This window comes from Holophagaceae bacterium (genome assembly GCA_016720465.1).
Classification (GTDB): Bacteria; Acidobacteriota; Holophagae; order Holophagales; family Holophagaceae; genus JANXPB01.
Map to the genome: position 1 here is coordinate 15,593 of JADKKO010000001.1, position 15,933 is coordinate 31,525.

The 15,933-nt window shown below is 64.9% G+C and carries 13 protein-coding genes and 1 tRNA gene; 9 read left to right on the forward strand and 5 right to left on the reverse strand.

Going from position 1 to position 15,933, the window contains the following annotated elements:
- The first annotated feature begins 1 nt into the window (after window position 1).
- The 4 genes from trpS to IPQ13_00100 all read left to right on the forward strand — a co-directional run bounded on the left by trpS (window position 2) and on the right by IPQ13_00100 (window position 3,492).
- Window positions 2-991, forward strand: coding sequence for a tryptophan--tRNA ligase (gene trpS, locus IPQ13_00085; protein MBL0209307.1), 990 nt, complete (start codon window positions 2-4; stop codon window positions 989-991).
- Window positions 992-1,049: 58 nt separating this feature from the next.
- Window positions 1,050-1,126, forward strand: a tRNA-Lys gene (locus tag IPQ13_00090).
- Window positions 1,127-1,774: 648 nt separating this feature from the next.
- Window positions 1,775-2,365: a hypothetical protein gene (locus IPQ13_00095; GenBank protein ID MBL0209308.1), complete on the forward strand. Its 591-nt coding sequence runs from the start codon at window positions 1,775-1,777 to the stop codon at window positions 2,363-2,365.
- 131 nt (window positions 2,366-2,496) lie between these two features.
- Window positions 2,497-3,492, forward strand: a complete 996-nt coding sequence (locus tag IPQ13_00100; GenBank protein MBL0209309.1) for a magnesium and cobalt transport protein CorA — start codon at window positions 2,497-2,499, stop codon at window positions 3,490-3,492.
- Between the two features lie 30 nt (window positions 3,493-3,522).
- On the opposite strand, the gene IPQ13_00105 is transcribed toward IPQ13_00100, so the two are convergent.
- The 3 genes from IPQ13_00105 to IPQ13_00115 form a co-directional block, all read right to left on the reverse strand.
- Window positions 3,523-5,016: an aminopeptidase gene (locus IPQ13_00105; protein ID MBL0209310.1), complete on the reverse strand. Its 1,494-nt coding sequence runs from the start codon at window positions 5,014-5,016 to the stop codon at window positions 3,523-3,525.
- A 127-nt stretch (window positions 5,017-5,143) separates the two neighbouring features.
- Window positions 5,144-5,521, reverse strand: a complete 378-nt coding sequence (locus tag IPQ13_00110) for a carboxypeptidase regulatory-like domain-containing protein (protein ID MBL0209311.1) — start codon at window positions 5,519-5,521, stop codon at window positions 5,144-5,146.
- A gap of 126 nt (window positions 5,522-5,647) precedes the next feature.
- On the reverse strand, window positions 5,648-6,013 hold the full coding sequence (locus IPQ13_00115; GenBank protein MBL0209312.1) for a response regulator: 366 nt from the start codon (window positions 6,011-6,013) through the stop codon (window positions 5,648-5,650).
- 288 nt (window positions 6,014-6,301) lie between these two features.
- Between IPQ13_00115 and IPQ13_00120 the strand changes: the two genes are divergently transcribed.
- Window positions 6,302-9,334 carry a DUF11 domain-containing protein gene (locus IPQ13_00120; protein MBL0209313.1) on the forward strand — a complete coding sequence of 1,011 codons (3,033 nt, stop codon included), beginning with the start codon at window positions 6,302-6,304 and terminating at the stop codon, window positions 9,332-9,334.
- 418 nt (window positions 9,335-9,752) lie between these two features.
- Here IPQ13_00120 and IPQ13_00125 read toward each other — a convergent pair whose 3' ends face one another.
- Both IPQ13_00125 and IPQ13_00130 read right to left on the reverse strand, forming a co-directional pair.
- On the reverse strand, window positions 9,753-10,334 hold the full coding sequence (locus IPQ13_00125) for a hypothetical protein (GenBank protein ID MBL0209314.1): 582 nt from the start codon (window positions 10,332-10,334) through the stop codon (window positions 9,753-9,755).
- Between the two features lie 114 nt (window positions 10,335-10,448).
- Entirely contained in the window at window positions 10,449-10,988 is a 540-nt protein-coding gene (locus IPQ13_00130; protein MBL0209315.1) for a hypothetical protein, read from the reverse strand.
- Window positions 10,989-11,222: 234 nt separating this feature from the next.
- Between IPQ13_00130 and IPQ13_00135 the strand changes: the two genes are divergently transcribed.
- From IPQ13_00135 to IPQ13_00150, 4 genes are read left to right on the forward strand one after another with little or no spacing between them, the layout of a single operon-like run.
- Window positions 11,223-12,239: a 3-oxoacyl-ACP synthase III gene (locus IPQ13_00135; GenBank protein MBL0209316.1), complete on the forward strand. Its 1,017-nt coding sequence runs from the start codon at window positions 11,223-11,225 to the stop codon at window positions 12,237-12,239.
- A 12-nt stretch (window positions 12,240-12,251) separates the two neighbouring features.
- Window positions 12,252-13,145, forward strand: a complete 894-nt coding sequence (locus IPQ13_00140) for an alpha/beta fold hydrolase (GenBank protein ID MBL0209317.1) — start codon at window positions 12,252-12,254, stop codon at window positions 13,143-13,145.
- 12 nt (window positions 13,146-13,157) lie between these two features.
- Window positions 13,158-14,846, forward strand: coding sequence for an AMP-binding protein (locus IPQ13_00145; GenBank protein MBL0209318.1), 1,689 nt, complete (start codon window positions 13,158-13,160; stop codon window positions 14,844-14,846).
- The gene (locus tag IPQ13_00150) at window positions 14,843-15,835 is read left to right on the forward strand and encodes an NAD-dependent epimerase/dehydratase family protein (GenBank protein MBL0209319.1); all 993 of its coding nucleotides are present in this window, start codon (window positions 14,843-14,845) and stop codon (window positions 15,833-15,835) included. The genes IPQ13_00145 and IPQ13_00150 overlap by 4 nt, the downstream gene beginning before the upstream one ends.
- Window positions 15,836-15,933: the final 98 nt, after the last annotated feature.

Below are 15,933 nucleotides of genomic sequence, written 5' to 3' on the forward strand. Positions count from 1 at the left end.
AATGCAGCGTGTCCTCTCCGGAATCCAGCCTTCCGGCTCCCAGCACATCGGCCACCTGGTCGGCGCGCTCGACAATTTCGAGAAGCTCCAGCACGGCAACGAAGCCTTCTACATGATCGTGGACTGGCATGCGCTCACGTCGAAGTACGAAGCCGTCGAAGAGATCTGGCCTGCCACCGAAGAGCTCACCGCCTGCTTCCTGGCCACAGGGCTGGATCCGGATAAGGCGACGATCTTCATCCAAAGCCAGGTGAAGGAGCACGCGGAACTGCACCTGCTGTTGAGCATGATCACGCCCCTCTCCTGGTTGGAGCGCGTACCGACCTACAAGGAGAAATTGCAGAATTCCGTGGCCGATCTCAGCAGCTACGGGTTTCTGGGTTATCCCCTGCTCATGGCGGCGGACATCATCCTCTACAAGGCCGACAAGGTGCCCGTGGGCGAGGATCAGCTCTTCCACATCGAGCTGGCGCGGGAGGTGCTGCGCCGCTTCAACTTCATGTACCGCAAGGAGGTCTTCCCAGAGCCCGCCGCCGTGCTCACCCAGACCCCCAAGGTGCCGGGCCTCGATGGCCGCAAGATGTCCAAGAGCTACGCCAATTGCATCTACCTGCGGGACACCGACGCCGAGATCCTGGAGAAGTGCACCCGCCAGATGGCCAGCGACCCTGCCCGGGTCAAGCGCACGGATCCAGGCAATCCGGAGGTCTGCCCGGTCTTCGAATTCCATAAGCTCTTCAGCGACGACGAGACGGTCCAGTTGGTCAACACAGAATGCCGCCGCGCAGGCATCGGCTGCTTTGATTGTAAAAAGAAGGTCGCCGAGGCCATGGTCCGCCGCATTGCCCCGGTGCGCGAAAAAATCGAAGACAACCTCTCCCGCAAGGACCACCTTCGCGACATCCTGCGCACCGGCAGCGCCAAGGCCCGCCTGGTGGCCCAGGGCACCATGGCCGAAGTGCGCGAAGCCATGCAGTTGCCCAGTCTGTGACCCCCCGCGATGAATCTTCACCTTGCGGATATTCCCCCCATTGCTACACTGGAGCGTCGGTTCCTTAGCTCAGTTGGTTAGAGCAGCTGACTCTTAATCAGCGGGTCCAGGGTTCGAGTCCCTGAGGAACCACCACCAACCAAAAGGGCCACCCAAAAAGGGTGGCCCTTTTGGTTGGTGGTGGTTACGGATGGCGCGCAGGTAGCGGTAGGCGTAGGGCGCGTGAGCGCCCGCAGCCGGTTCCGCGAAGCGGAAACCGCGTGCGCAGCCAGCCGCGTGCAAGCTATGGGACGAAACCACCAATGTTTCGAAGTTCCTGCCCACCCAGGAACTCGGCCCCAAGGGCGGCTCTTTTTGTTGGTGGTTACAGTTGACTCGGGCCGCGGGCCCTCGCCCTTCGGGCGGCAATCGGCTGCGCCGATTCCGTCCTATCCTCCCTCCGCTGCGCCTCGGTCGGATGGTGGCGTGCAGGTCGCAGTAGGGCTGGATTGGCGGCAGGCGGGTTCCGAAACGGGGCGCTATCGGCCGGGTGCCACCCTGCTCATTACCTTCTCACTCCGTTTCGTTCCGGTGTCCATCTCCTTTGCCATCGGCGCCTCCGGATCCAGCTCCCTGGCGGCCATTTGGGGGTGTTTGAATTTCCCATCAACCCGATTGACAGCGGGGTGCGAAAGGAGCAAGCTCACTGCGCTTTCCAGCGCATTGACCGTGCGGACCCTCCCGGGTGGCCTTGTCCAACTGGCTTGGATCCGGTTTTCTCCTTCCTTTCCTCGCGGAGGCTTTATGCCTGACCGGTCCCTCTTCTCACGCCTTTATTCCGGCCCGGCCGAATGGCTGATCATCGTCGGACTTGCGCTCACGCTGTTCACGCACATCATCCCGAGCTTCAAGGATGGCGCGGTGGAGAGCGCCCGGGTCCGGGTCGAGACGGCCGAGGAATTGATGCGCCTCGACATGAAGATGTTCGAACGCGACCAGGAGGCGGAGCGGCGGAAGCTGAGTGCCGATGCGGCCATCACTCCGGAGGACCGGCAGAAGCAAGAGCAGGTCCTGAGGGACGCGGCGGACCGGATGCGCAAGGACCTGGAGCAGAAGAACGACACGATGGTGCTCCAGCGGGACTACCTGCGGGCGAAGGCCTCCGCGGCCGGCAGCCGGATCCATCTTCTGTTCGGGTGGGTCGGAAGGCTCATGCTGCTGGCGGGGCTACTGGCCATCACGTTCATGAGCGAAGGCGCCAAGCAGAAGATCGTGCTGGTGGTCCTGCTGGTGGTCCTCTTCAGTTCGCTGGCCGGCGCGAACCTGAGCATTCTCGGAGCGGGCCAGTTCGGGGACTCGTCCGACATGGTCCGCCAGTTGAAATTGAACCGGTGAGCGGGGGCCGCTGAGGCTTAACAGAGATATCCACATCGGGTTCCGGCGGGCCCGGCAAACCGCCCGCCGGTGGAAGGTCCGCCCCGGCGTGGCAGAATGGACCGAACCCACGCCATCGCCAGGATCGCCCCATGTCCACCGTCATCAACAGCGTCGCCTACCGCAACGGCAAACGCCTCGCCGATGTGCCCGTGCCGGAAATCAGCGAGGCGATCAAGGAACCCGGCACCTTCGTCTGGCTCGGCCTGCACGAATCGGATCCCTCCGTCCTGTCGGACATCCAGGAGGAATTCTCGCTGCACGACCTCGCCATCGAGGACGCGCGGAAGGCGCACCAGCGGTCCAAGATCGAGACCTACGGCGATTCGCTCTTCATCGTCATCAAGACGGCGCAGTTGAAATCCGGCAGCGCCGCAGGCCGGGAGGATTGCACCATCGAATTCGGCGAGACGCATTTTTTCGTCGGCCGGAATTTCCTGGTGTCGGTGCGGCACGGCAACGCCCAGGGTTACGCGGACCTGCGGAAGCGCTGCGAGGATAAACCGGACATGCTGGCCAAAGGGCCCGCCTTCGCCCTGTACGCGCTGATGGACTTCATCGTCGACAACTACCAGCCGATCGTGGAGCGGCTGACCGAGGAGTTCGACGCGCTGGAAGTGGATATTTTCCGGGGCCAGTTCGACCAGCTTTCGATCGAACGCCTGTACGAGCTCAAAATAAAATTGCTGCAGCTGCGCCAGGCGGTGCTGCCGGTGGAGGACATCTGCCTGCAATTGATGCGCCTGCATCCGGAGATCATCCACAAGGACCTGCGCGCCTATTTCCGGGACATCCACGACCACGTGGCCCGCACCATCGAAACGCTGGACAACCTGCGTGAAATGCTGACCACCGCCATGACCGTCAATCTGGCCCTGGTGACGGTGCGGCAGAACGAGGTCGTGAAACGCCTGGCGGGCTGGGGCGCGATCCTCGCGGTGCCCACCGTGGTGTTCAGCCTCTACGGCATGAATTTCCACGAAATGCCCGAACTGAAATGGCATTACGCCTATCCGGCGCTGTTGTTCTCCACGCTGGCCGTGTGCGGCGTGTTCTACCGGAAGCTGAAGAATTCCGGCTGGCTGTGACCCACGAGGACAAGGTCCGGGGCCGCCCGATCAGCGCAGCGGCCTCCTAACCACGAAGCTATCCATCAGGTCCATCACAGCATCTTGGGAACGCAGCGGGGTGGCGGGCTGGGGCGCGACCGGGGCGCCGAGCCATTGGCCCAGCAGGGCATAGGCCTGCGCTGCATCGGAGGGCGTGAGCGAAGCCAGCTTGGAGCTGTGGTTGCCGCCGGGAGCGAGGTATTTCCAGACGCCCCGGGACTGGGCCGCGGCCGGAACCGCCAGGGCGCCGGCGGTCCAGGGATCGTTCTCGCCGTAGACGAGGATCACCCGCTGGGCGGAGGTGTCCAGCCATGCCTGGATGTCCTGCATGGACGCGCCGCCATCATAGGCCTTCGAGGCGCCCGCGGGCGGGTAGACCGCGGGCACGTCCTGGCCCGGATACAAGAGCTCCGCGAGGTGGCTCTCCTTGTTGGCGGGATAGCCCAGTTGGTTCGCGCACTGCTGGTAGTAGGCCTGGTAGTAGTCCAGGGTGCTGTCGGCCCAGGTGTACACCACGCCCCGGTTGACCAGGTCCAGGTAGGCATAGAGCGCCTGCGCGGAGGCATCGGCGGGGGGCACCTGGGCCGCGAGATCCGCGTAGCCGTACTGCCAGAGGATGAAGGGGGATTCCAGCACTGCGAATTCAAGGGTCTTGTCGGCGCCGATGAACGCGAAAGTCTCGCCCTTGGACGCCGCATCCGCCTGGAACAGGGTGAGCACTTCGGCCCGCTTCCCGAGGACGGCCCGCTGCCAGGCTTCGATGGCCAGGCTGGTGGCGGCGCTGCCGCGGGATTCGATGAACGGGGGGTAGCGGGTGTCGCCGTTGGCGAGGTTGATGGGCGCGACATAGGCCAGGGTGGCGTCCACGTCGTCCGGGTAGAAGCGGCGGTGGAAGAGGGCGGTCATGCCCCCCTTGCTGCCGCCGGTGTTCAGCCACTTGCCGCTGAAGAGCGGCTTCAGGGCCGTCACGAGCTGGTGTTCGTCCGCCGCGGATTGCTGGATGGTGAGCTTGGACCAGTCCTTGGGCGAGGGCGTCGATGTGGCGAAGAAACGGTGCTCCATGGTGATCTGGTTGGCGGAGAGGATGCGCGTGGGTTCGCCTTGACCGGGATTCTGGGAAATGCTGTAGCCGGTGGTGGCGAGCACCACGGGCGCCGTGCGGGAGCGGTAGAGCAGGGTGACCACCTGCTGGAAGGTAGGACCGCCGCCGGTGGTGTGGTCCGCGGGCTGGGCCAGCGTGAAGCGAAAGAACCGCGTGCCGCCGATGGTGCTGGCCACCTCCGTGACGCCTGAAATCCCAGCGGTGGCGCGCAGGGCCGCGTCGATCTCCAGGGTGGGTGGCGGGGGCGGGATGGGATCCGGGGTGTTCCCCCCGCCGCTGCAGGCCAGCGGCAGCAGGAAAGCCAGGAGCAGCAAGGCGGAGGCCCGCATTGCCCCCAGGACGCGGCGGCCGCCCCTGAAGCCCGATTGAGTTGGCTGCGCGTATCGATCCTTGCGGTTCATGCTTCATCCCCGGCAGAAAAACATCCACTGGGTCCATCTTCGCCCAGGATCGCGGGCAGTCCAGGAGGTTCTTGCAGCGCCTTCAGCGCATCGGGGTGCCGAGGCCGCTGGTGGGGCCAGCCGGTGTTCATCTCGCCTTTTTCTTGCCGATCAGGTGGGCGGTGAAGTTCACGTTGGGCACATCGTGGTTGGTGATGGCCACGGTATGGAAGGAGGGCGAGAAAGTGAATTTGGCGTGGGAGGGACGAAGCGAGTAGCTTCCCGGAGGAACGCTGCGGAAGGCGTAGGTGCCATCGGCCTGGGCAGTGATGGTGCGGGTGGGCTTGCGGTTTCCCGTCAGCGTGAGTTTCGCCCGGAAATCCGCGGAAAGATCCGCGATGTGGCCGGTGATGTCGTACTTCGCTGGAGGGGCGTTCTTGTCGCCCCCGGGAGCGGCGGCTCCGAGGGTCAGGGCAACGGCGAGAAGCAGGCTTGAAGGCCCGAGGAACAAGCTCCGGTTGGCCATGGCAGACTCCCTGGTGGTTAGGTCCGCTCCCAACATAAGGTCCGGGCGGGTGCGCAGGGCCCGGGTCCCAGGTCTTTTGCCGCAGGGCACAGCCGCCATGGCGCCGATTCCATGGAAGGTTGCCGGCTACACGCCGATGCGTTTGAGCAGCTCCAGCAGGACCTCGGGCTCGAATGATTTGCAAAGGTAATGGTGGCGCGGGTTTATCGGCGAATCCTGGGGCTGGTCCGGCGAGATCAGGGCGCTCAGGAAGATGATCGGCGTGGCGGCCGTGGCGGGTATCTGGCCGAGCCGCTCCGCGAGCTGGACCCCATCCATGCCCGGCAGCATCACGTCCATCAGGACCGCATCGGGCTTGAATGCGGTCAGCCTCGCCATCAGATCCTCCCCGTTGGCGGCTGCCATCACCAGGTAGCCGCGCCCCACCAGAAGACGCGTGAGGATCTTGATGGCGATGGGGTCGTCATCGACGATCAGGATGTGCTTGGGCAAGGTTTCCTCGATGCACGGTCCTCCGCCGGGGGGAGGAACAGGTGGGTCCAGCCTGCTGTTGGACGGGCTCCGTCCAGGATCGAAGCCTAGCGCAATTTCCGGGCCCGCGGCCACTCGGTCCGCGAAGGGCCGCCACCGTGCTTTGCGTTCTATGCCACCGTGAACATGCGAAAATTGTCTAAAAAACTAGAGCAATAATAATGCCATTAAATAAACACAAAAATCACAAATGTCCGTTGTCGGGCATATTTTGCCGATGCTATCTTCAACCAGTCCCAGGAGACCACCATGCGCCATGCCGTCTTGCCCTCGCTTCAGGCCTTCCTTCGCGGGTTGGTGCTTCCTGTCCTGATGCTTTCGGGGACCCTCGCTTCCGCCCAGGCGCTCACCAACGGCGACTTTGAATCCCCGTACGTGGCTCCCAATATCGATGGCTGGCTCAAGACGAAGTTCCTGAATACGGGCCTGACGGGCGCCACGCCATACAACGGCACCAGCATCGTGAGGGTCGCCGGGGGAAACGACTTGACGAACGTCGTGACCGCCCCGCCTCCGCCGCCCCTGCCTGAATCCCAGGTGGACGCGGATCTCGGGGCCGCCCAGTCCCTTCGCTGGCCCAAGTTCGGAGCGAAGTGCGTCCTCATCAATCCCCTGTCATCGAGCGCTTTCGGAAACGGCCGGAACGGCAACTCGGTGAAGCAGACCTTCACCCTGGACAGCAGCATGATCGATCCTGCGCTGGCCGGCGGGGACGACAGGCTCCACATCCGCTTCGCCTTCGCGCCGGTGCTGCAAAACCCCGTCGGGCACGGGGCCAACCAGCAGCCCTACTTCTACATCGGCGTCAAGGATGTCAGCAAGGCCAACGTGAGCCTTTATGACAACCTCAACTTCTCCAACCAGCCCGGAAGCCCCTGGAAGTCCGTGGTGATCGGCGGGCAGGCGGTCGTCTACACGGACTGGCAGGTGAAGGACATCGCCCTGGATCCGGCGGTGTATCTCAACGACATCATCGAGATCGAATTCCTGGCGGCGGGCTGCTCGCCGACCGGCCACTGGGGCAAGCTCTATGTGGACGGCTGCTCCGCGGTGATTCCGGGCCTCTGGGTTTCGGTCGTGGCGGACCGGACCACCGTGCCGGTGGGCGGCACCATCCGGTACACCTACACCGTGCGGAACACCGGCGCCACGTCCCAGGCGAACGTCATCGTCGACGCCGTCGCCCCCGTGAACACCACCTTCTTCTCCCTCCAGGACCCAGGCGGGCTGCTGGCTCCCGGCGGTTTCCCCACCCTGGACAACATCGGCACGCTGGCGCCGGGCGCGAGCTACACGTTCAGCGTGGATGTCACGGTGAATGGCGGGACGCCCGCAGGCACCGAGATCACCAGCGGCAACTATTACGCCAAGGCGGACCTGTACGGGGCGTTGTACGGCTCCCCGGTCAAGACCTACGTCGAAGGCCTTGGAACGGACCTCGCAGTGAGCATGACGGCGGGCGTCTCTCTGGCCAACGCCTGCAACACCGCATTCACCATGACGATCACCAACAGCAATCCTGGGGCCATCGCGAGCCAGGCGCAGGCCAGCCTCCCCCTTCCCGCCAATACGCAGCTCGTGAGCGCCACCACGACCTTGGGCCTCGTGACGGGCGCCAATCCGGTGGTGGCCTCGTTGGGCGACATGGCCGTCGGCGGCAGCGCGACCTTCACGGTCACGGTGCGTCCCACCACCACCGCGGCCGTTTCGGGCACCGTCACCGTGTCCGGCAATTTCACGGATACCGTTCCGGCGAATGACACGTCCACGGCCTCCTTCGCGAATCCCTCGGGCGGACCCCAGGTGAGCATCACCACCCAGCCGGTGGGCGCGACCATCTACCCCGGCTCCACCCATTCCATGAGCGTGGTGGCCCAGGACGGCTGCGGCGGCTTCACCTACCAGTGGTACCTGAACGGCGTGGCCGTCGGCGGCGCCACGGCGGCGAACTACACCACACCGGTGCTCCCGATCGGCACCCACAATTACACGGTCCGCGTCACCGAGGGCTCTGGTTTCTACGTCATCAGCAACGTGGCTGTCGTGACGGTGCGGAACCCCATCGTGACGGTGCCGGCCCTCACCAACGGCACGCTTGACCCGGCCACGCCGTCCCCCGCCTCGGTGCCCCTCGGCGGCACCACTGCGTTCACGTTCAACGCCAACACCGGCTACCACGTGGCCTCCGTTTCCGGATGCAGCGGAGCGCTTTACACCAACACCTCCAATGCAGTGAGTTCGTACACCTACACCACCGGGGCCATCAGCGGCGATTGCACTGTCACGGCCACCTTCGCTCCCAACATCTACCAGGTGACGGCCACGGCCCTCGCCAACGGCAGTTTGGATGCGACCACTCCGTCCCCCGCTTCGGTGGCCTACGGAAGCACCACCAGCTTCAAGTTCAACGCCGCCCCGGGCTACCACGTGGCGTCCATTTCCGGATGCGGCGGGCCGCTCTACACCAACACGTCCAACGCGGTGGGGAGCTACACCTATACCACCGGGGCCATCAGCAGCGACTGCGCCATCACCGCCAGCTTCGCCATCAATGTCTACCAGGTGACCGCCTCGGCCCTCGCCAACGGCAGCCTGGACGCGGGCACGCCGTCACCGGCCTCGGTGGCCCACGGGAGCACGACGAATTTCACGTTCAACGCCAACGCTGGCTACCACGTGGCCTCGATCTCCGGCTGCAGCGGAGCTACCTACACCAACACATCCAATTCGGTCGGCACGTACACCTACACCACCGGCCCCATCACCGGGAACTGCGGCATCACCGCCACCTTCGCGCTCAACCTCCTGTACAGCTTTTCCCCGGCTTCGGGCGCGCCTGGCACCGTGGTCTACCTGTCCGGTTCCGTCCTGGGCAGCGCCATTTCGGTGAGTTTCAACGGCGTCCCCGCCACCTTCACACAGGTTTCGCCGACCCAGCTCCGGGCGGTGGTCCCCGCCGGGGCGACCACGGGCCCCATCTTCGTCACCAACGCTGCCGGAACCATGCAATCCACCTCGAACTTCACGGTTCCGGTGCCAGCGCCGCGCATTCTCTCCTTCTCGCCCAACGCGGGTTCGACCGGCACCGTGGTGTTCATCAATGGGTTGAACCTGGGCGGCGCCACGGCCGTCCGCTTCAATGGCACCGCGGCGGTGTTCACAGTTGTTTCCGCCACCCAGCTCAAGGCCACGGTCCCCGCCGCCGCCACGACCGGGCCGATCTCGGTCACCACGCCCTCGGGCACCGCGACCACGGGAATCGTCAAGTTCAAGAAGCTTTGAAGAAAACCTCCAGACAATGGTTCTTCACGGAATTGAGGGAAAAGCTAACCACGCGGAGGGCAGCGGAGGCGCGGAGGGTAGCGGAGAAAAGAGTCTGGCTTTCGTTCTAATCAGGTCAGGTGGGGGTTGAGGGCCGGATGCCGTTGCCGGAATCGTGGCACATAGGAAACCCAGGAAAGAGCCAAAGATGAACCCGCCCCTTTACTTCCTCCGCTTCCCTCCGCAATCTCCGCTACCCTCAGCGTGGTGTTTTTAAGACGCCACGGTGCCTGCTCTTAACTGAAGCAGTTGCTACGTGCCACTTCCCGCATATCCGTGAAGAGCCCAGACAATAGACGAAGCGGGCGCAGGGAAAACCGATTTCCCTGCGCCCGTTGAATTTCTGTCCACCCAGGAAGGATGGCGGAAAGGCCCCGGCCTACCCCCGCGATTTCTCCAGCAGCGCCATCATCAGCAGGCTCAACAGCGCCCGCGTTTCCTCAGCCTCATTCAAAGTGCCATCTTTCGTGATCTCGAACCTGCCTTCGAAGAAGGCTGGCAGTTTCTGGATGCGCATGACCGCGCTGCCCTGGCGGGAAACCAGGTAGGCGGGGTGGAACACGTAGCCCGAGAACATCCCGAGCACCGGGATGCCGCTGAAGATTCCATCCAGCAGTTTGATCCACGGGTTCTCCTCGCCGACTTCCATGGCCAGGATGGAGCCGTCGAAAATGTCGTAATGGGCCTTCCACAGGGATTTCATGCCGCGCTTCTTGACGGAACCCAGGTCGGCTCCCGCCGCGCTGCGGAAATGGTACTGGGCGGAGAAGTCGATGATGCGGTCCGCATTGATGGTGAACAGCAGGTTCGCCTGCTCCTTGTCGGCGAAGACATTGACTGCTTCCTTGAGTTTGAACAGCTGCTGTTTGAGGTAGAAGATGAGCCTGCCGTCCGCATCGGTGACGCTGATCTGCGGAGCCAGCGCGATGGTCTTGAAGGTGAGCGTGAGCGGGTAATTCATGGTTTTCTCCCTTGGGCCATGCACGGTTCCTGGACCTGCCGTTGCCCTGATGGTGCGCGGTCCGCTCGGTCTGAAGCAAGCCTGTCCGTCTTGAATTCGGGGCGGGTGGCGGATTCAGGCTTCGCGGGCTTCCCGGTCGAGGCTGCGCCAGAGGCCCACCGCCAGGATCCCCAGTCCTGCCGCCATGGCCGTGTGGGAGATTCCGTAGAGCGAGGCCCTCAGGGCGTGGTTGCCGAAAATGAAGCTCTGGTCGAGCGCGCCCAGGTCGAGCGCGCCGCCCCGCATGCCGAGCAGCAGGTGATAGCCCTTCCACAGCATCAGCAGCACGCTCGCCAGAGAACCGGGGATGTAGAGGCGCAGTGCCCAGGCCAGCGATCGCGCGGAAAGCGGCGCGGCCCCGAGGGCCAGGCCGATATGAAGGGCCCAGATGGCGGCCAGCGGCAGCAGCACGCCGATGAGGATGGCGTGCCCATGCACCAGGGCCAGGGACAGGACCGACTCCAGATGCATCCCCGCGGGGATGGCTGCGGTGATGGGCAGCTTCCGCGCGGATTCCCGGAACGCGATTCCCGCCAGCAGCCCGAAGACCAGCATGATCAGCGCATAGCGGAGGTGGGCGCGGTAGAAGCGGCGGTAGGGTTCGGGAAGATTCATCTCGGCTCCGGAAAGGGCATCAAGAAAAGTACCGTGAAAGTCCAGGCTGCGGACCCGCGAGCGGACGGCCATCCGGGGCCCAGGTCCGGTAGACTGGTGGAACAGGCTTGAAATCCTTGGCCTGCCTGGTCCATGACCGCCGGCGGAGAAAATCCGCCTGGACCGAATTCCCGACTCCCAACCAAGTATCCGGGCCCAGATGGCAGACTCCCGGTTCCCAGCTCCGGATGGCCCATGCAATTCAGGAATGTTTCGATCCTCGGCCTCAGCCACGTAGACGCCCCGCATCGCGTGGCCTCCGCCGACATGTGCGCCCGCCTCGCGCCAACGCTCGAGCGCCTGGGCATGCGGCCGGATCTGCTGGAGAGCGCCTCGGGCATCGTGGCCCGCAGGTATTGGGATCCTGGGACGCAGCCCAGCGAAGTGGCGGCCCTGGCCGCGGAGAAGGCCATCGAATCGGCGGGCGTCGACCGTTCCCGCATCGGCATCATCATCAACACCTCGGTCTGCCGCGACTACATCGAACCCTCCACGGCCTGCCTCGTCCATAACCGGCTGGGACTGCCGGCGGAGTGCCTGAACTTCGACCTTGGCAACGCCTGTCTGGCCTTCATGAGCGCCATGGAGGTGGTGGGCAACATGATCGAGCGGGGCCAGATCGACTACGGTCTGATCGCCAACGGCGAGAGCGCGCGCTTCGTGCAGGATGCCACCATCGACCGGCTTCTGGGCCCTGACACCACCGAGGAGGAATTCCGCAGCCAATTCGCCACGCTCACGCTGGGCTCCGGGGCCGCGGCGATGGTGATGTCCCGCTCGGACCTGGCGCCCGATGGCCATCGATTCCTTGGCGTCGTGAACCGCGCCGCCACGCAGCACAGCGGCCTCTGCAAGGGGCAGGTCGACGAGATGCGCACCGATGCCAAGGCATTGCTGTTCGCGGGCCTGGGCCTCGCCACCGAGACCTACGCGGAAGCCAAGGACGCGTTCGGTTGGGATGGCGGCAATGTCGATGAATTCGTGCTGCACCAGGTGAGCGGCACCCATACCGCGATGCTCTGCCAGACCCTTGGACTGGACCCGGACAAGGTCATGGCCATCTTTCCCGAGTTCGGCAACATCGGGCCCGCCTCGGTGCCCATCGTGCTTTCCAAAGCTGCGGAATCCGGCCGGATCCGCAAGGGCCAGCGCGTGGCGCTCATGGGCATCGGATCGGGGCTGAACTGCAGCATGGCCGAGGTCGTCTGGTGAGGCGGTAATCCAATGGTGGGGCCTTTCAACGCATCGCTCTTTCCCTTTCCGCCGCACCATTTCGATCGCGGCGCAGGACTCCGGATGCACTACCTGGATGAAGGGAACGGCCCGCCGGTGCTCATGGTGCACGGCAACCCATCCTGGTCCTTCCACTATCGGAACCTGGTGCTCGCCCTGCGCGGAACGCACCGCTGCATCGTTCCGGACCACGTGGGCATGGGCTTGTCGGACAAGCCGGACGACCAGGCCTACACCTACACCCTCGCCCAGCGCATCGATGACCTGGAAGCCCTCGTGGCCTCCCTGGATCTGCGAGAACCGCTGACCCTCGTGGTCCATGATTGGGGCGGGATGATCGGCTTCGGGTGGGCGATCCGGCATCCAGAGCAGGTCGCCCGGCTGGTGATCCTCAATACCGCGGCCTTCCCTCTGCCGGAGGGCAAGCGGCTGCCCTGGCAGTTGAAGCTGGCCCGCACGCCTCTGGGCGCGCTGCTGGTGAGGGGTTTCAACGCCTTCGCATGGGGCGCCGCGCGCGCAGGCTGCGCCCGGCACCCCATGCCGCCGGAGATTTCGGCCGCCTACCGGGCGCCCTACGATTCCTGGGCGGACCGGATCGCCACCTTGCGCTTCGTCCAGGACATCCCGCTGCACCTAGCCGATCCATCTTTCGCCCTGGTGCACCACATCGCCGGGAATCTGGAGCAATTCAAGGCCACGCCCGCGCTGATTGTTTGGGGGGGCAAGGATTTCGTGTTCGACGAGGATTTCCTGGCCCAGTGGCGGGTGCATCTGCCCGCAGCCAGGCTGCGCTACCTGGCTGACACCGGGCACTTCGTGCTGGAGGACGCCTCCGACGAGGTGGTCCCGCTGATTGCCGATTTCGTGCGATCGGGCCATTCTTGACGTGGCCCGCTCATGACTGAACCCGATCCTGAATTCCAGCCTACGCAATCATGCAACATCGCCTCATGGCTGCCAAGGATGGCGCGCCAGCAGCCTGGCACGCTGGCGGTCGTCTTCCCTGACGGCCTGGATGCCGGCGGCAAGCGCGCCTACTCGCACCTGACCTACCGGCAGCTCGACGAGCGCAGCGATCAGATCGCCGCGGGATTGCGGCGCCACGGGCTTCGGCGGGGCATGCGCACGGTCCTGATGGTGAAGCCGAGCCTCGAATTCTTCGCCCTAGCCTTCGCCCTGTTCAAGGCGGGCATCGTGCCGGTGATGATCGATCCGGGCCTGGGCGTGAGCCAGCTCAAGACCTGCCTGCGGGAGGTGGAGCCCGAGGCTTTCATCGGCATTCCAACCGCCCACGCCGCCCGCGTGCTGCTGGGCTGGGGGCGCGCCACCATCTGGCGGAACATCACGGTGGGGTCCCGCTGGTTCTGGGGCGGCAAGACCCTGGCCCAGGTGGCGCCCGCCGGGAAAAGCGCAAGCCCCGTGCTGGAAGACACAGGCGCCGATGAGACCGCCGCCATTCTCTTCACCAGCGGCAGCACCGGCATCGCCAAGGGCGTGGTCTACTCCCACGGCCAATTCATGGCGCAGGTGGACCTCATCCGCGACACCTACGGCATCCAGCCCGGCGAGATCGACCTGCCCACCTTCCCCCTCTTCGCGCTATTCGATCCCGCCCTGGGCATGACTACGGTGGTTCCGGACATGGATTTCACGCGGCCCGCCCAGGTGGACCCCGAGAAAATCAGGACGGCCATCGAGGACTGGGGCGTGACGAACGTGTTCGCCTCGCCCGCCCTGCTCGCCACCGTTGGGCGCCACGGGGAGAAGCACGGGGTGAAGTGGCCCACCGTGCGGCGCATCCTCACGGCCGGGGCGCCTGTGCAGGCCATCACCCTGGAGCGCATGCACCGGATGCTTTCGCCGGAGGCTTTGATCCACACGCCCTACGGCGCCACAGAGGTGCTGCCGGTCACCAGCATCAGCAGCCGCGACATCCTCCGGGAGACGCGGGAGCTGACGGACCGCGGGGCCGGTGTCTGCGTGGGCCGCGTGGTGGCGCCCAACGACGTGCGCATCATCGAGATCACCGACGGGCCGTTGGAGGAATGGTCGCTGGCCAAGGAGATGCCCGTGGGCCAGGTGGGCGAGATCGCCGTGTCCGGTCCGACGGTCACCGCCAGCTACTATGGCCGCCCCGAGGCTACGCGCCTGGCGAAAATCCGGCGGGGAGGCACCATCGTCCATCGCATGGGCGATGTGGGCTACTTCGATGCGGAGGGCCGGCTCTGGTTCTGCGGCCGCAAATCCCATCGCGTGGAACTGAGCGACATGACGCTGTTCTCGGCTCCAGTGGAGGAGATCTTCAACACCCACGTGGGCGTCTTCCGGACGGCCCTGGTGGGCGCCATCATCGGCGGCATGAAGGTGCCCGTCCTGCTCATCGAACGGGATCCGGACGGAGGCGCGGACGCGAATATCGGGGACCAGGATCTCTTCGAGGCCCTCAAGGCCATGGGCGCCAACTTCGCCCACACCCGCGTCATCACCCACTTCATGGTGCACCCCGGGTTCCCCGTGGACATCCGCCACAACGCCAAGATCGGCCGCGAAAAATTGACCGCCTGGGTGCAGGAAAAAATTTCATGATCCTGGTCACCGGCGGCGGCGGCTTCCTGGGGGGCGCCGTGGCCCGGCTGCTGCTCGCCCGCGGAGATTCGGTGCGCTCGCTGCAGCGGAGCGACGCGCCCGCGTTGCGGGATCTGGGCGCGGAGATCGTGAGGGCGGATCTTGCGGATGCGGAAGCCGTCGTTTCCGCCGCAGAGGGATGCGATGCGATCCTCCATATCGCCGCCAAGGCCGGCGTGTGGGGTCCTTTCCAGGCCTACTACCACGCCAACGTGATCGGCACGCGGAACGTCCTCGAGGCCTGCCGCAAGCAGGGGATCCAGCGCTTGGTCTACACCAGCACCCCATCGGTGATCCATGTTGGCGGGGATGTGGAGGGCGTGGATGAAAGCGCGCCGATCGCTTCTCGTTTCGACACCGCCTATCCCGCCACCAAGGCCGAAGCCGAACGTATGGTGCTGGCCGCCAATGGGCCCTCTCTCGCCACGGTTGCGCTCCGCCCGCATCTGATCTGGGGACCCGGCGACCCTCAGCTTGTCGCCCGCATCCTGAGCCGGGCCAGGGCAGGGCGCCTGCGCCTGGTGGGCGGCGGCGCGAAGCTCATCGATTCGGTCTACATCGACAATGCGGCCCACGCCCACCTGCTGGCCCTGGATCGCTTAGAGCCCGGTTCAACCTGCGGCGGCAAGGCCTACTTCATCACCCAAGGCGAGCCCATGGCCCAGCGGGACCTCATCAACGGCATCCTCAAGGCCGGGAACCTGCCGCCTTGCGAAAAATCCATATCGCCGAAGGCGGCCTACGCCGTGGGCGCCGCCCTGGAAATCGTCTGGCGGATCCTGGGACGCGAGGACGAACCGATGATGACGCGGTTCCTGGCCCGGCAGCTCGCCACGGCCCATTGGTACAGCATCTCCGCCGCTCGGCGGGATCTGGGCTACACACCCGTAGTGAGCGTGCGTGAAGGCCTGGCACGCTTGGAAGCGTATCTGCGGATCCACGGGCATTGATCCACCCCTTTCGAGATGTGCATTTCCGAACCCGTGGCATCTATTGCTTTTTGCCCGCAAAGAGAAAAGCCGCCGGTTTCCCGGCGGCTTTTCCTGCT

What these genes read in the sequence shown, in the direction of transcription:
- trpS (MBL0209307.1), top strand. Translation starts at nt 2, where the DNA reads ATGCAGCGTGTCCTCTCCGGAATCCAGCCTTCCGGCTCCCAGCACATC.
- IPQ13_00095 (MBL0209308.1), top strand. Translation starts at nt 1,775, where the DNA reads ATGCCTGACCGGTCCCTCTTCTCACGCCTTTATTCCGGCCCGGCCGAA.
- IPQ13_00100 (MBL0209309.1), top strand. Translation starts at nt 2,497, where the DNA reads ATGTCCACCGTCATCAACAGCGTCGCCTACCGCAACGGCAAACGCCTC.
- IPQ13_00105 (MBL0209310.1), bottom strand. Translation starts at nt 5,016, where the DNA reads ATGAACCGCAAGGATCGATACGCGCAGCCAACTCAATCGGGCTTCAGG.
- IPQ13_00110 (MBL0209311.1), bottom strand. Translation starts at nt 5,521, where the DNA reads ATGGCCAACCGGAGCTTGTTCCTCGGGCCTTCAAGCCTGCTTCTCGCC.
- IPQ13_00120 (MBL0209313.1), top strand. Translation starts at nt 6,302, where the DNA reads ATGCGCCATGCCGTCTTGCCCTCGCTTCAGGCCTTCCTTCGCGGGTTG.
- IPQ13_00125 (MBL0209314.1), bottom strand. Translation starts at nt 10,334, where the DNA reads ATGAATTACCCGCTCACGCTCACCTTCAAGACCATCGCGCTGGCTCCG.
- IPQ13_00130 (MBL0209315.1), bottom strand. Translation starts at nt 10,988, where the DNA reads ATGAATCTTCCCGAACCCTACCGCCGCTTCTACCGCGCCCACCTCCGC.
- IPQ13_00135 (MBL0209316.1), top strand. Translation starts at nt 11,223, where the DNA reads ATGCAATTCAGGAATGTTTCGATCCTCGGCCTCAGCCACGTAGACGCC.
- IPQ13_00140 (MBL0209317.1), top strand. Translation starts at nt 12,252, where the DNA reads ATGGTGGGGCCTTTCAACGCATCGCTCTTTCCCTTTCCGCCGCACCAT.
- IPQ13_00145 (MBL0209318.1), top strand. Translation starts at nt 13,158, where the DNA reads ATGACTGAACCCGATCCTGAATTCCAGCCTACGCAATCATGCAACATC.
- IPQ13_00150 (MBL0209319.1), top strand. Translation starts at nt 14,843, where the DNA reads ATGATCCTGGTCACCGGCGGCGGCGGCTTCCTGGGGGGCGCCGTGGCC.